Below are 13490 nucleotides of genomic sequence, written 5' to 3'. Positions count from 1 at the left end.
ATGCATCATGGGCGCGCAGCGGTGAAGAGCCAACTTACTTCAAAGAGCATGGCCGGAGTTTGGTCATGCAATACGATTAGAAAGCCTAAATATCTAGTTTGAATATTCAGGCTCTTTTCAGGATATTTGCCCGCAAGCGAATTCGTATATTGGCGGCAGATAAAAAATAGGTGACGCTACGGGAGTTTGTCAAGGACGTGACGGATTTCCGTAATTCCAGTGACGACGGGTTATACGTAAACCCGCCATGAGTCGAGGAGTCTGGCGCAAGATCGCCGGGCATTCATTACAGGCTAAAATATTTTCGTCTGAAAAACGTAATGATTAATCGGCGCCCTACCCGCTCGCTATTCACTTCAGCTGCGCACCTTCGCGGAAGTTGAGACATCCATCGCCCGTTGCAGCGCCTCGTACACCTTCGGCCGGTTGCATTGCGATACGTTAAAGCGCAGGAAACCAGCCGCCGACTGCGACGCGCTGAACACATTGCCCGGCGCGAACACCACGTTGTCTGCCAGTGCGTGACGCGCGACGTCGGCGGCATCGAGCGCATCCGGCAGACGCGCCCACAAGAACATGCCGGCGCGTGGCCGCGTCCATATTTCGAGGCCTGCATATCCCAACCGCCTGACCGTCTCGCCCATTGCATCCGCGAGCCTGGTCCGCATCGCTTCCAGATGGCGCCGGTAAGTGCCGTCCACCAGCAACCGATGCACCACGCTCGCCGCGAGCTGGCCGTTGCCGAACGACGTCGCCAGCTTCAGGTCGATCAGCGGCTCGACCCATGCGGCACGCGCCGCGATATAACCGCAACGCACCGCCGCGGACAAGGTCTTCGAAAAGCTGCCAATCGACACCACGCGCGCGAGGCCGTCGAAAGCGGCAAGACGTGGCGCGGGTTCGTCTTCGAAGTCGGCGAAGATATCGTCCTCGACGATCAGCAGATCGTGCTCGCCCGCCAGCTTCAACAGCCGATGCGCGATGGCCGGCGCAAGCGTGGCGCCGGTCGGATTGTGGATCGCCGAATTGGTCACATACAATCGCGGACGGTGTTCGATCAACGCCCGTTCGAATGCCGCCAGATCGGGACCGGACGGCGTGTAAGGCACGCCGACAATGCGGGCGCGATGCGCGCGCAGCAGCGCCTGGAAGTTGAAGTAGCACGGATCGTCGATCAGAACGGTGTCGCCGGGTTCGAGCAGAAAGCGGCACACGAGATCGAGCGCGTGCGTGCCGCCGTCGGTCAGCACGATCTGCTCGGGTGGCGCCTCCACGCCGTGCTGCGCGAGCCGCCATGCCAGTTGCTGACGCAGTGCGGGCAGACCGCGCGGGATCGCGTATTCGGCGAGCGGCGACTGCGGATCGCGCGCCACCGCTCGCAACGCGCGGCGCACGCCGTCTTCCGGCAGCCATGAAGCCGGCATCCAGCCGCAGCCCGGCTTGAAGACCTTCGCGCCGGCCTCGAGCGACTGCCGCGCCAGCCACAGCGGATCGACTTCGCGATCCAGCCGCGGCCCGAGGTCGGCGAGCGCCAGCGGCGGCGCATGACCCGACACGAAAAACCCGGAACCGCGCCGCGCGACGATCGCGCCTTCCGCCACCAGCCGGTCGTACGCTTCCACCACCGTCGACTTCGACACGCCCAGCGCCTCGGTCATCGCGCGGATCGACGGCACGCGCGCGCCCGGCATCAGCGAACGGCTGGCGATGCGCTCGCGCAAGCTATCCATCACCGCACCGACGCGCGTGCGTGAAGCCACCCCATTGGAATTACTGTCCACCATCTGTACTGCTCCATGTTCGGTACAGTTTGCACGAATTGTACTGATCCGTAGCTTACCCTTTACGGGCGCAAAGCGGATGCTATGGGTTCTCTTTGAATGGACTCTCCCGATGGACAAGACAACCAATGGCTGGCTCAGCGGCCTCGCGGGCGTGCTGATTTTCAGCGGCTCGCTGCCGGCCACGCGTATTGCCGTGCAGGGCCTTGACCCGGTGTTTCTGACAGTCGCCCGCGCGACGATCGCGGGCATCCTCGGCCTTGTGCTACTGCTCGCCTTTCGCGAGGCTCGCCCGGCGCGGCGCGACCTGCTGCCGCTGGTGGTGGTCGCGCTCGGTGTGGTGGTCGGCTTTCCGCTCTTGACGGCGTTCGCGTTGCGCCACGTGACGTCGGCTCATGCGGTGGTGTTTATCGGGCTGTTGCCGCTCGCCACCGCGATCTTCGGCGTGCTGCGCGGCGGCGAGCGCCCGCAGCCGGCGTTCTGGCTGTTCTCGACGCTCGGCAGCGGCGCGGTGGTCGCCTTCGCATTGCGCCACGGCCTCGACGCGTCGCCGATCGGCGACGCGCTGATGCTGGCGGCGATCATCGTCTGCGGCCTGGGCTATGCCGAAGGCGCGCGGCTCTCGCGTCATCTCGGCGGCTGGCAGGTCATCTCGTGGGCGCTGGTGCTGTCGCTGCCGGTGATGCTGCCGCTCGCATGGTGGGCGCGGCCCGCATCGCTTGAAGGCATCAGCCACGCGGCGCTGTGGGGCCTCGCCTACGTGTCGCTGTTCAGCATGCTGATCGGCTTCGTGTTCTGGTATCGCGGACTGGCGCTCGGCGGCATCGCGGGCGTCGGGCAATTGCAACTGCTGCAACCGTTCTTCGGCCTGTTGCTGGCCGCGCTGCTGCTGCACGAACAGGTGCCGCCCGCGATGATTCTGGTCACCATCGTGGTGGTGGCATGCGTGGCGGGAGCACGGCGCTTTTCCCGAAGCGCGCCAGTGCGACCGGCGGCCTAGGGATTGCCGGTCAAAACCTATCAAGCCTGGAGTTTCGATTGTTTTTTTAAGCTGGCGCTGAGTTTATTGGCTTTGTTAGATACGTGTCATTGCTCTGACAAATGACAAGCAACTAACCAAAACTCAGCGCCACGATGCCGACCGCCTTTGCCCAAACCGTCGAAGCCCGCTTCGCCGAACTCACGCCCACTGCCAAGCGGATCGCCAGCTATCTGCTCGCGAATCTCGACCGGCTGGGCCTCGAGACCGCCGATCAGATCGCCCAGCAGGCAGGCACCAGCGGCATCTCTGTCGGCCGGTTCTTGCGCAGCGTCGGCTACCGCAACCTCGACGATCTGAAGCGGGAACTGCGCGGCACGCAGGAACGCCCGTGGATGATCACAGACCGGCTCGACGCGTTCCGCCGCGCATCCGGCGAACCCGGCGAAGCCGCCCAGGCCGGCAGCGTCAGCGCGCCCAACCCGGCCCTCGCCCGCTCGCTCGAACTCGAAATCGGCGCGATCCAGCACGTTTATCAACTCGCGCAATCGCCGATGTTCGCACGCGTGGCCGAGCGCATTTCGAACGCCGATGCCGTCTACATTCTCGGCATTCAGTCGACACGCGGCATCAGCAACGCGTTCTACAGCTACCTCGAATATATCCGCCCGCGGGTGTTTTATTCCGACGGCATGTCGGGCTCGTACGTCGATTCGCTGAACTCCGAGTTCGCATCGCCCTACCTGATCGTCACCGACACCCGCGCCTACTCGATGATCGCCCGCCGCTACTGCGAGGCCGCCACGCGCCGCGGCCTGCCCTTCGCGCTCGTCACCGATATCTATTGCCCATGGGCACGGGATTTCCCGGGCGATCTTCTGCAGGTCAAAACCGACGTCGGCCAGTTCTGGGACTCGCTTAGCCCCCTCACGTGCCTGTTCAATCTGCTGATTACCGCCATCGTCGAACGGCTCGGACCGACGCTGGACGAACGCGTCGCCCGCAATCGCGAACTGCAAGGCGAACTCAACCAGTTCGATCTCTGAACCTTCTTCCACCTGTCATGACCGACCATCGACTCATCGAGATCACACCCACGACCCACGGCGTCGACATCGACCTCGTCTACGCGACGCCCCGCAATCTCACCGGCAAGCCGATCTACAAAGCCGCGCACTGCCTGCTGCTGGAACCGGCCGAAGCGGCGCTGCGCCGCGCAGTGGAACTCGCACGCAACGTCGGCACGACGCTGCGCATTTTCGACGCCTACCGTCCACCCCAGGCGCAGCAGGTGCTCTGGGACGTTCTGCCTGATCCGACTTACATCGCGGACCTCAGCCGCGGCTCGAACCATAGCCGCGGCACCGCGCTCGATGTGACGCTCGTCGATGCCAACGGCGACGAACTCGACATGGGCACCGGCTTCGATGCCATGACGATCGAATCCGAGCACTTCCATCCCGGCTTGCCCGAGCACGTGCAACGCAACCGCATGCTGCTGCTCGGCGTGATGCACGTCGCGGGCTTTACGCACATCAAGAGCGAATGGTGGCACTACGAGCTGCCTGGCTCGCGCGCGTTGCGGCTGATCGACAACAGCGAAAGCGGCCCGTTGCGCTTGATGTAATTCATCGTGTTTGCAGGTCCGGTCGTCCTCTCTGGCTTTTCAACATTCCTCACGGAGCGAGTATGAAACTGGTTTTGCGCAATGCGCTGGCGGTGGCCGCCGTCGCGTCGGCTTTGGCGCTGTCGGTGGCGGGCGGCCCCGCTCAGGCGGCGACGCCGAAAGATATGTTCGTCATGGCGACGCTGCTCGATGAATTCACCACGCTCGATCCGGGCGAAATCTACGAACTTGTGCCGGAAGAATACGTGGCGAATACGTACGACCGGCTGGTGCGCGTCGATCTGCGCGATCCGTCGAAATTCAACGGCGACGTCGCGCAATCGTGGACTGTCAGCCCCGACGGCCTCACCTTCACGTTCAGGATCCGCCCGGGTCTCAAGTACCACTCGGGCAATCCACTCACGGCCGACGACGTGGCATGGTCGATCCAGCGCACCGTGCTGCTGGACAAGGGTCCGGCGGCCGTTCTGCAAGGCATCGGCCTCGCGAAAGACAACGTGCTGCAACGCGTGAAGAAGATCGACGACAGCACCGTCAGCGTGACGACCGATCAGAAATACGCACCGACCTTCGTGCTCAACGTACTCGGCTCATGGCCCGCTTCGGTGCTCGATCAGAAGCTGCTGATGTCGCATCTGAAGGGTAACGACTTCGGCAACGACTGGCTGCGCACCAACGAGGCCGGCTCCGGCGCCTACAAGCTGATCAAGTGGACCGCCAACGACAGCATCGTGCTGCAACGTTTCGACGGCTACCGCGTGCCGCTCGCGATGAAACGCATCGTGTTGCGCCACGTGCCCGAAGCGGCCAGCCAGCGTCTTCTGCTGGAAAACGGCGATGTCGACGTCGCGCGCGATCTGAGCCCGGACGACCTCGCGACGCTCACGAAAAGCGGCAAGGCTCGCGTGACGCCCGTGCCGCAAGTGACGCTGATGTACCTCGGCCTGAACGTGAAGAATTCGAACCTCGCCAAACCCGACGTACAGGAAGCGATGAAGTGGCTGATCGACTACAACGGCATCCAGGATCACGTCGTCAAGTCCACTTATAAGGTGCACGAGACCTTCCTGCCGGAAGGCTTCCTCGGCGCGCTGAATACGAACCCGTATCAGCAGAACGTCGCCAAAGCCAAAGCACTGCTCGCGAAAGCCGGATTCGCCAACGGTTTCACGGTGAAGATGGACGTGCGCAACGACTATCCGTACAACGAAATCGCGCAAGCGGTGCAGGCCAATCTCGCGCAAGGCAACATCAAGGTCGAGATCATTCCGGGCGACAACAAACAGACGCTCGCGAAATACCGCGCCCGTCAGCACGATATCTATATCGGCGAATGGTCGGCCGACTATATCGACCCGCACAGCAACGCCCAGGGCTTCACATGGAATCCGGATAACAGCGACGGTTCCAGCTACAAGATGCTTGCATGGCGCAATGCGTGGGACATTCCGCAGCTGACGAAGGACACCAACGCGGCACTGGCTGAATCGTCGACCGCCAAACGCGCGCAGATGTATCAGACGATGCAGAAGGAAGTTCTGGCGAATTCGCCCTTCGTCATCATGTTCCAGAAGGTCGCGCAGGTGGCGTACCGCCCGGGCGTGAGCGGTCTCGACGTCGGTCCGATCAACGATCTCGTGTCGTATCGCGATCTGAAGAAGCAGTAAGCGCCATAGCCTGAAGCGCGGCTTTTATGGTTGCGCTTCAGGCAAGGAAAAAATCACCATGTCGACTCCCGTCACGCCCGTTACGACCCTCGACCGCGTGCGCGCGCTCTCCGCCGGGCACGGCAGCGTACGCTGGACCTTGCGTCTGCTGCGCTGGGCACTCACGCTGCTGATTACTTTTATCGGCTTGCTCGCGGTGACCTTCGTCATCGGCCGCAAGGTGCCGATCGATCCGGTGCTGGCGGTGCTCGGCGATCGCGCGTCGGCGCAAGCGTATGTCGCGATGCGTATCGAACTCGGCCTCGACAAACCGCTCGCGGTGCAATTCCTCATCTACATGCGCGCCGTGCTGCACGGCAATCTAGGCATGTCGCTCCTAACCGCGAATCCGGTCATCGACGACATCAAGCGCGTCTTCCCCGCCACGCTCGAACTCGCCACGCTATCGACGATTCTCGGCGTGCTCGTCGGTGTGCCACTCGGCGTGATCGCCGCGGTCCGCCATAACCGCTGGATCGATCACGTCGCGCGCTTCGTCGGTCTGATCGGCAGTTCGGTGCCGGTGTTCTGGCTCGGCCTGATGGGCTTGCTGCTGTTTTACGCGAAGCTGCATTGGGTATCCGGCCCCGGCCGCATCGATCCAGTGTTCGACGGCATGGTCGACACACATACCGGCAGCCTGCTGATCGACGCGCTGATCGCCGGCGAATGGGAAGTGTTTTTCAACGCGCTGTCGCATATCGCGTTGCCCGCCGCCATTCTCGGCTATTACTCGGTCGCCTACCTGAGCCGGATGACGCGCTCGTTCATGCTCGATCAACTCAGCCAGGAATACATCACCACGGCGCGCGCGAAGGGCTTGCCCGAGCGCCGCGTGATCTGGCGTCATGCTTTCGGCAACATCGCCGTGCCGCTCCTCACCGTGATAGCGCTCGCCTACAGCTACCTGCTCGAGGGCTCGGTGCTCACCGAGATCGTGTTCGCGTGGCCTGGCATCGGTTCGTACCTGACCGGCGCGCTGCTCAACGCCGATATGAACGCGGTGCTCGGCAGCACGCTCGTGATCGGCATCACCTTCATCGCCCTCAACCTGCTGACCGACGCGCTTTATCGCGTGTTCGATCCGCGCGCCCGTTGATGTTCCGGAGACTCACGCCGTGCTTCCTTCCACCCACGATTCAACCCAGGACTGGCCGATGAACGCCCCGCCCCGACACTGGAAAGACTGGCTGCTGAGCGAGACGCCGGGCTCGCGCAAACAGGCTGCGCTCGGACTCGCCTATCGGCGCTGGCGGCGTTTCGCCGGCAATCCGCTGTCGGTGTTCGGCTTCGTGATTCTGGCGCTGCTGATTATCGTCGCGGCGATCGGGCCGTTGCTCGCGCCGCACGATCCGCTGCAGCAGGTGCTGGCGGACCGGTTGTTGCCGCCGGGTTCCGTGTCGCATTGGCTCGGCACCGATCAACTCGGACGCGATATCCTTTCGCGCCTGATTTACGGCTCGCGCCTGACGCTCTCGATCGCGATCCTGGTGGTCGTGATCGTCGTGCCGGTCGGCTTGCTGGTGGGCACCACGGCGGGTTTCTTCGGCGGCTGGATCGATAACGTGCTGATGCGCATCACCGACATCTCCCTCGCCTTTCCGAAGATCGTGCTGGCGCTCGCGTTCGCTGCCGCGCTCGGCCCGGGCGTCATCAACGCGGTGATCGCCATTTCGATTACCGCGTGGCCCGCCTATGCACGGCTTGCGCGCGCAGAAACGCTGCGCATCGTGCAAGCCGATTTCATGCACGTCGCGCGTTTGCAAGGCGCCTCGCGCCTGCGCTTGCTGACGCGCTATGTGGTGCCGCTGTGTTCGTCGTCTGTGATCGTGCGGGCGACGCTCGACATGGCCGGCATCATTCTGACGGTGGCCGGTCTCGGTTTTCTCGGCCTCGGTGCGCAGCCGCCCAGCCCGGAATGGGGCTTCATGGTGGCGTCAGGCCGCAATGTGCTGCTCGACGCCTGGTGGGTCGCGACGATTCCCGGCTTCGCCATTCTGCTTGTGAGCCTGTCGTTCAATCTGCTCGGCGACGGCCTGCGCGATGTCTTCGATCCCCGTCATGGAGGCTGATATGAGCACCGATTCCAGTCCGCCGCTGTGCGAAATCGACGACCTGCGCGTGGGTTTTCGCGGCCACGACGGCACGTTGACCGAGGCGGTACGCGGTCTCTCGCTGACCATCAACAAGGGCGAACGTCTCGGTATCGTCGGCGAATCGGGTTCGGGCAAATCCCTGACCGGACGCGCGTTGCTCGGCCTGCTGCCGCCCGCCGCGCATTGCACGGCGAAAACGCTGCGCTTCGACGGCCAGGATCTGCTCGCGATGCCGCCGCGCAAACGGCGCCGCTTATGCGGCCAGCAAATGGGCATGATCCTGCAGGACCCGAAATATTCGCTCAACCCGGTGATGACCGTCGCGCAGCAAATGCGCGAAGCGTTTGCGCTGCACGATCCGACGCTGGGCCGTAAAGCGATGCACGAGAAGATCGTCGCCGCGCTCGCCGCGGTGCATATCCGCAATCCCGAACGGGTTGCCGACGCCTATCCGCACGAACTGTCCGGCGGGATGGGACAGCGCGTGATGATTGCGATGATGGTGTCCTCAGGACCGCGCCTGCTGGTCGCCGACGAGCCAACCAGTGCGCTCGACGTGCTGGTCTCGGTACAAGTGCTCGGCATTCTCGATGAAATGATCGCGAAGCACGACACCGGCCTGATTCTGATCAGTCACGACCTGCCGCTGGTGATGTCGTTCTGCGACCGCGTCGTCGTGATGTACGCGGGACGTGTGGTCGAGACGTGCGCCGCGCGCGATCTGGTGCATGCGCAGCATCCGTACACGCGCGGCTTGCTGGCCGCGAATCCGCCGCTCGTCAATCCGCCGGACGAATTGCCCGTGCTCGCGCGCGATCCGGCATGGCTCACGCAATCGACCGGAGTGCCGGCATGATCGACGTTCAGGATGCGCGGATCCGCTTCAAAACAAAGACCGGCTATTTCGACGCGGTAAAAGACGCCAGCTTTCACGTCGATGAAGGCGACGTATTCGGCCTCGTCGGCGAATCGGGCTCCGGCAAGTCGACCATCTTGCGCGCGTTGACGGGTCTTGCGCCGCTGGCAGGCGGACGCATGCGGGTCGGCCGGCATCTGCTGGGCGAGAAGATCGACCGCTCGTTCAGGCGCGAGGTGCAAATGGTGTTTCAGGACCCATACGCGTCGCTGCATCCGCGCTTCACCGTCGATCAAACCCTGCGCGAGCCGCTGACGATCAACGGCATCGACCGGCAGGAAGAACGGATCGTGCAAGCCCTGCTCGAAGTCGGACTCGGGCCGGCGTTCCGCTTTCGTTATCCGCATCAGCTTTCAGGCGGTCAACGTCAGCGTGTTGCGATTGCGCGCGCGCTGATTGTCGAGCCTCGCGTGCTGCTGCTCGACGAGCCGACCTCCGCGCTCGACGTCTCCGTGCAGGCCGAAATCCTGAATCTGCTGCGGCGTCTGCATCGCGAACGCAAGCCGACCATGGTGCTGGTCAGCCACAACTTCGCGGTGGTCGGCTTTCTATGCCAGCGCGTCGCGGTGATGCGTAACGGCGAGATTGTCGAGCAGCGTGATATCGCGCAGATTCGTGCGCAGCAGGTCGAGCATGAGTACACGCGCAGCCTGCTGCTCGCGACCGAAGGTTATCAACGCAAGGCGGTTGAAGCGATCGGCGTGGATGCGGCGTTGTAGCACGCCCGGCGAACCGGTATTTCCGCAAGCGAACGCTTGAGCGCATCGAAGCAGCCGCGCGCCACATTGCGGTATTCTCACCGGCTCGTTCAGAAGGAGGATTCATGAAGCTTTCGATTTGCCTGGCGGTTGCCGCCCTCGCGCTGTCCGCCACCGCGTACGCGCAAACCTCGCAGACCTATCGTTTCGGCGAAGGCCAAACCACGCTGCCGTCCGGCGGTGCGCATCCGGCACCCGCACCGGGCACGCAGGCGCAACAGCCGCAGCCACCCCAGCAGCCCGCCGGACAGGCGCCGGCCAAGACCGAACCGAAGCACAAGGCAAAACATCACCGGCATCATCGCGGGCACGTGACGCAGCCTGATACGTACTCGCATAGCTGATCGCCGAAACGCATGCCTCGTGCATGCATGCGCTTGCCTTAACGGTTGCAGAGCCCGGCAAAGCTGCATGGCCGGGTTCGCCGCGGGCCGAGTCGCTCCGGCCGCTCACGTAGGCATATGCTGATACCGCCTATTCGTCGCGGCGATTTTTGACTCGCTTCAAATCCGCGCGCGCTGCGGGCATAGTGAAACGTATCCGCAGAGACACCGGCCACTACAGGAACACGTATGAGTACCGCCCGCCACGCGCTTTCTTCGACCGATCCGGTCCACACCCCGTCCGCCGCGCCGCTGATTCGCGACGCCACCGAAGCCGATCTGCCCGCGATTCAGGCGATCTACGCGCACCACGTGCTGACTGGCGTCGCCTCGTTCGAGGAAACGCCGCCGTCCGTCGACGACCTGCGCACGCGGCTCGCGTCGGTCCGCAGTCACGGGTTGCCGTACATGGTGGCCGACATCGACGGCGCAGTTGCCGGCTACTGCTACGCGACGCCCTACCGGCCGCGCGCCGCGTATCGCAACACCATCGAAGATTCGATCTACGTCGGCGATGCGTACCGTGGCCGAGGCCTGGGGCGCGTGTTATTGCGGGCGTTGATCGAACGATGCGAAACCGGGCCGTGGCGCCAGATGGTCGCCGTGATCGCCGACGGCGGCAGCGGCGGCTCCCTCTCGCTGCACGGGCAACTGGGTTTCGAACTGATCGGCACGTTGAAGGCGGTCGGTTTCAAGCATGGCCGGTGGCTGGACACCACGTTGATGCAGCGAACGTTAGGCGCGGGCGATGCGACCGTGCCGGACGACGTCGCGCAGGGGCGCGGCTGAAGCGCCGGGATTCTTCAGTACGCTTCTCGCGGCCGGTTGCGCACTTCTCGCGGCCGGTTGCGCAGTGCCGCGGTATAAGTCACCGGTCAGTCTTTCGACGGCACGCCACCGCATATTGCGATGTATGGCGACGCGACCTATGGCTACCGCGCTGGTGGCCGCACTTGCAGCCGCGTTAAAATCCCCCCATGCCCAATACGCCGCCCCCCGCTCCCCCCCTGTCCGCCACCCCGAACGAAGTCCCCGGTAGCGACACGCCGCGCAACGAATACACCGTCGACGAACTCGCGCGCGTCACGGATACCACCGTGCGCAACGTGCGCGCCTATCAGGACCGCGGTCTGCTCGCGCCGCCGGAAAAGCGCGGCCGGGTAGGCGTATACGACGACACGCATGTGTCGCGTCTGAAGCTGATCAACCATCTGCTCACGCGCGGCTACACCCTCGCGAACATCCAGGACCTGATCAAGGCAGTCGACGAAGGCCACGATCTGCGTTCGATCCTCGGCCTGGAAACCGCGATCGGCAGCCGCTGGTCGCGCGAGCGGCCGAAAAAATACTCGCTGATCGAACTGCTGCAAATGTTCGGCGACAAAGCCTCGCCGAGCGCGCTCGGCAAAGCTGTCGATCTGGGATTGCTGGAACGCAATGGCCTCTCGTTCGTGTCGGGCAGCCCCACGGCGCTCGCCGCCGGCGCGACCATGGCGAAGGAAGGTATTCCACTGGCCGACCTGCTCGACGCCGTCGGCATCGCCCGGCCGCATTTCAATGCGGTCGCCAAGGCGCTGGTCGATCTGGTGGTTCGTCAGCTCGATCGCTACGACCCGGACGCGCTGCCGCCGCCCGCCGACGTGCCCGCGCTGGTCGACGCGATCTGGCGGGTGCGGCCGTTGGCGATGGTGCTGGTGGAAAGCGAAATGAATCGCGCGCTCGAGGAAGCGTCTGGCGACTATCTCGGCGACCGCGTCGCGGCGATCATGGAAAAGAAGCTGGGCCATGCGCCTGAGGGCACACCCGCGGAGCACGCCGCAATCAAAAAATCCAAACCCAAAAAGTAGCCGCGCACGCCGATACGCCTCGGCGTTCAGGCGCGTCATATTCAAATCTCCATTGCTTCGTTTGATCGGCGGGACGTCCGTGCGACGATCCCCCGATGTCGCCGCAACGCCTTTATAGCAGTGTCCACATGCACCGCGTCGCACCCCACCGCGGGACGTTGCGCGCCTGCACGGACCACGCTGAACGGACGGCACAGAACCAATCGAACGCAATGGAGATTCGCCAGATGGCCCGTCACACCCCTATTTCGCTTCACCTTGCCGCTGCCTTGCTGGCTGCGTTCACGACCTTCAGCGCCGCCGCGCAGAGTGCCGGCGGCGAGCCGGCCAAGGTGCTGCGCATCGGTTATCAGAAAGCCGGGTTGCTCGCGGTGCTCAAGGCGCAAGGCTCGCTCGACGAAAAGCTCAAGCCGCTCGGCTACAGCGTCAAGTGGTTTGAATTCCCAGCTGGCCCCCAACTGCTCGAGGCGCTAAACGCGAACAGCGTCGATTTCGGCTACACCGGCGCGCCGCCGCCCGTGTTCGCGCAGGCCGGCGGCGTGCGCTTCGTGTATGTCGGCGCGGAGCCGTCGGGACGTCATAGCGAAGCGGTGCTGGTCCGAAACGATTCGGCGCTGCATAGCGTGGCCGATCTGAAAGGCAAACGCGTCGCGCTGCAAAAAGGCTCGAGCGCGAACTATCTGCTCCTCGAAGCGCTGAAGAAAGCGGGCCTGCGTTACGAGGACATTCGCCCGGTGTATCTGCCCCCCGCCGATGCGCGCGCCGCCTTCGAAAGCAGCGACGTCGACGCGTGGGTGATCTGGGATCCGTACTATGCGTCCGCGCAACAGGCGCTGAAAGCGCGCACGCTGGCAGACTACTCGGCGCTCAACGGGCCGTACAACTTCTACGAAGCGACGCGCGACTTCGCACAGCAGCATCCCGAGGTGGTCGGCGCGATTCTTGGGCAGTTACGCACTGCCGGGTTGTGGGTCAATGACCATCCGACCGAAACCGCCGCATTGATCGCGCCGAAGGTCGGTCTGGATCAGAAGCTGGTCGAAACCTGGGTGCGCCGCTTTCCATACGGCACCACGGCCGTCACCGAGGAGATCGTGCGCTCGCAGCAGGTGGTGGCCGATGCGTTCTACGGTGCGCATCTGATTCCGCAGAGGATCACGGTGAAGGACAACGTCTGGCAGAACCGCGACGTGGCGGCAGCGCTCGCGGCTAAGTAACTCGACAGCCGCGCACGCCTCCTTGGCGATGCCTGGCTGAGCAAAAGCGGACCGGCGGGTCCGCTTTTTTTACGACCTTCCGCCCTTAAATGTTTTCACATAACGAGAAATTGTGTCGTTTGTCTTAGAGCCGGCCATCTAAACAGCCGCTTGCGTCATCCGTTGTCAGCCTCTATTGTT

At 63.7% G+C, this 13490-nt stretch carries 13 protein-coding genes; 12 read left to right on the top strand and 1 reads right to left on the bottom strand.

Going from position 1 to position 13490, the window contains the following annotated elements:
* Positions 1-356: 356 nt before the first annotated feature.
* Positions 357-1784: an aminotransferase-like domain-containing protein gene (locus AC3WOG_RS29305; RefSeq protein WP_492581315.1), complete on the bottom strand. Its 1428-nt coding sequence runs from the start codon at positions 1782-1784 to the stop codon at positions 357-359.
* Between the two features lie 109 nt (positions 1785-1893).
* Between AC3WOG_RS29305 and AC3WOG_RS29300 the strand changes: the two genes are divergently transcribed.
* From AC3WOG_RS29300 to AC3WOG_RS29245, 12 genes are all read left to right on the top strand, one after another.
* A complete protein-coding gene (locus tag AC3WOG_RS29300) occupies positions 1894-2781 on the top strand; it encodes a DMT family transporter (RefSeq protein ID WP_492581314.1) in 888 nt (295 codons plus the stop codon).
* A gap of 134 nt (positions 2782-2915) precedes the next feature.
* The gene (gene sapR, locus AC3WOG_RS29295; protein WP_492581313.1) at positions 2916-3806 is read left to right on the top strand and encodes a sap1 transcriptional regulator SapR; all 891 of its coding nucleotides are present in this window, start codon (positions 2916-2918) and stop codon (positions 3804-3806) included.
* A gap of 17 nt (positions 3807-3823) precedes the next feature.
* Positions 3824-4387, top strand: a complete 564-nt coding sequence (gene ddpX / locus AC3WOG_RS29290) for a D-alanyl-D-alanine dipeptidase (protein ID WP_492581312.1) — start codon at positions 3824-3826, stop codon at positions 4385-4387.
* 62 nt (positions 4388-4449) lie between these two features.
* The gene (locus AC3WOG_RS29285) at positions 4450-6054 is read left to right on the top strand and encodes an ABC transporter substrate-binding protein (RefSeq protein ID WP_492581311.1); all 1605 of its coding nucleotides are present in this window, start codon (positions 4450-4452) and stop codon (positions 6052-6054) included.
* Between the two features lie 58 nt (positions 6055-6112).
* Positions 6113-7192 (top strand): ABC transporter permease, encoded by a 1080-nt coding sequence (locus tag AC3WOG_RS29280; RefSeq protein WP_492581310.1) that lies wholly within the window; start codon positions 6113-6115, stop codon positions 7190-7192.
* A gap of 58 nt (positions 7193-7250) precedes the next feature.
* Positions 7251-8165: a nickel transporter permease gene (nikC, locus tag AC3WOG_RS29275; RefSeq protein WP_492581309.1), complete on the top strand. Its 915-nt coding sequence runs from the start codon at positions 7251-7253 to the stop codon at positions 8163-8165.
* Between the two features lies 1 nt (position 8166).
* Positions 8167-9045 (top strand): ABC transporter ATP-binding protein, encoded by an 879-nt coding sequence (locus AC3WOG_RS29270; protein WP_492581308.1) that lies wholly within the window; start codon positions 8167-8169, stop codon positions 9043-9045.
* The gene (locus tag AC3WOG_RS29265) at positions 9042-9824 is read left to right on the top strand and encodes an ABC transporter ATP-binding protein (protein WP_492581307.1); all 783 of its coding nucleotides are present in this window, start codon (positions 9042-9044) and stop codon (positions 9822-9824) included. The genes AC3WOG_RS29270 and AC3WOG_RS29265 overlap by 4 nt, the downstream gene beginning before the upstream one ends.
* Before the next feature lie 104 nt (positions 9825-9928).
* On the top strand, positions 9929-10207 hold the full coding sequence (locus AC3WOG_RS29260; protein WP_492581306.1) for a hypothetical protein: 279 nt from the start codon (positions 9929-9931) through the stop codon (positions 10205-10207).
* Between the two features lie 228 nt (positions 10208-10435).
* Complete coding sequence (locus AC3WOG_RS29255) at positions 10436-11035, top strand: GNAT family N-acetyltransferase (RefSeq protein ID WP_492581305.1); 600 nt, start codon at positions 10436-10438, stop codon at positions 11033-11035.
* A 188-nt stretch (positions 11036-11223) separates the two neighbouring features.
* Entirely contained in the window at positions 11224-12093 is an 870-nt protein-coding gene (locus AC3WOG_RS29250) for a MerR family transcriptional regulator (RefSeq protein WP_492581304.1), read from the top strand.
* 227 nt (positions 12094-12320) lie between these two features.
* The gene (locus AC3WOG_RS29245; RefSeq protein ID WP_492581303.1) at positions 12321-13310 is read left to right on the top strand and encodes a sulfonate ABC transporter substrate-binding protein; all 990 of its coding nucleotides are present in this window, start codon (positions 12321-12323) and stop codon (positions 13308-13310) included.
* The last annotated feature ends 180 nt before the right edge of the window (positions 13311-13490 follow it).

The sequence above is a fragment of the Paraburkholderia sp. FW306-02-B genome, assembly GCF_058782725.1.
The sequence above is the reverse complement of the archived record's forward strand: the minus strand, read 5'-3'. Positions and strand labels throughout refer to the sequence as shown.

What these genes read in the sequence shown, in the direction of transcription:
- AC3WOG_RS29250 (WP_492581304.1), top strand. Translation starts at nt 11,224, where the DNA reads ATGCCCAATACGCCGCCCCCCGCTCCCCCCCTGTCCGCCACCCCGAAC.
- AC3WOG_RS29280 (WP_492581310.1), top strand. Translation starts at nt 6,113, where the DNA reads ATGTCGACTCCCGTCACGCCCGTTACGACCCTCGACCGCGTGCGCGCG.
- AC3WOG_RS29265 (WP_492581307.1), top strand. Translation starts at nt 9,042, where the DNA reads ATGATCGACGTTCAGGATGCGCGGATCCGCTTCAAAACAAAGACCGGC.
- AC3WOG_RS29285 (WP_492581311.1), top strand. Translation starts at nt 4,450, where the DNA reads ATGAAACTGGTTTTGCGCAATGCGCTGGCGGTGGCCGCCGTCGCGTCG.
- ddpX (WP_492581312.1), top strand. Translation starts at nt 3,824, where the DNA reads ATGACCGACCATCGACTCATCGAGATCACACCCACGACCCACGGCGTC.
- nikC (WP_492581309.1), top strand. Translation starts at nt 7,251, where the DNA reads ATGAACGCCCCGCCCCGACACTGGAAAGACTGGCTGCTGAGCGAGACG.
- AC3WOG_RS29245 (WP_492581303.1), top strand. Translation starts at nt 12,321, where the DNA reads ATGGCCCGTCACACCCCTATTTCGCTTCACCTTGCCGCTGCCTTGCTG.
- AC3WOG_RS29260 (WP_492581306.1), top strand. Translation starts at nt 9,929, where the DNA reads ATGAAGCTTTCGATTTGCCTGGCGGTTGCCGCCCTCGCGCTGTCCGCC.
- sapR (WP_492581313.1), top strand. Translation starts at nt 2,916, where the DNA reads ATGCCGACCGCCTTTGCCCAAACCGTCGAAGCCCGCTTCGCCGAACTC.
- AC3WOG_RS29305 (WP_492581315.1), bottom strand. Translation starts at nt 1,784, where the DNA reads ATGGTGGACAGTAATTCCAATGGGGTGGCTTCACGCACGCGCGTCGGT.
- AC3WOG_RS29255 (WP_492581305.1), top strand. Translation starts at nt 10,436, where the DNA reads ATGAGTACCGCCCGCCACGCGCTTTCTTCGACCGATCCGGTCCACACC.
- AC3WOG_RS29270 (WP_492581308.1), top strand. Translation starts at nt 8,167, where the DNA reads ATGAGCACCGATTCCAGTCCGCCGCTGTGCGAAATCGACGACCTGCGC.
- AC3WOG_RS29300 (WP_492581314.1), top strand. Translation starts at nt 1,894, where the DNA reads ATGGACAAGACAACCAATGGCTGGCTCAGCGGCCTCGCGGGCGTGCTG.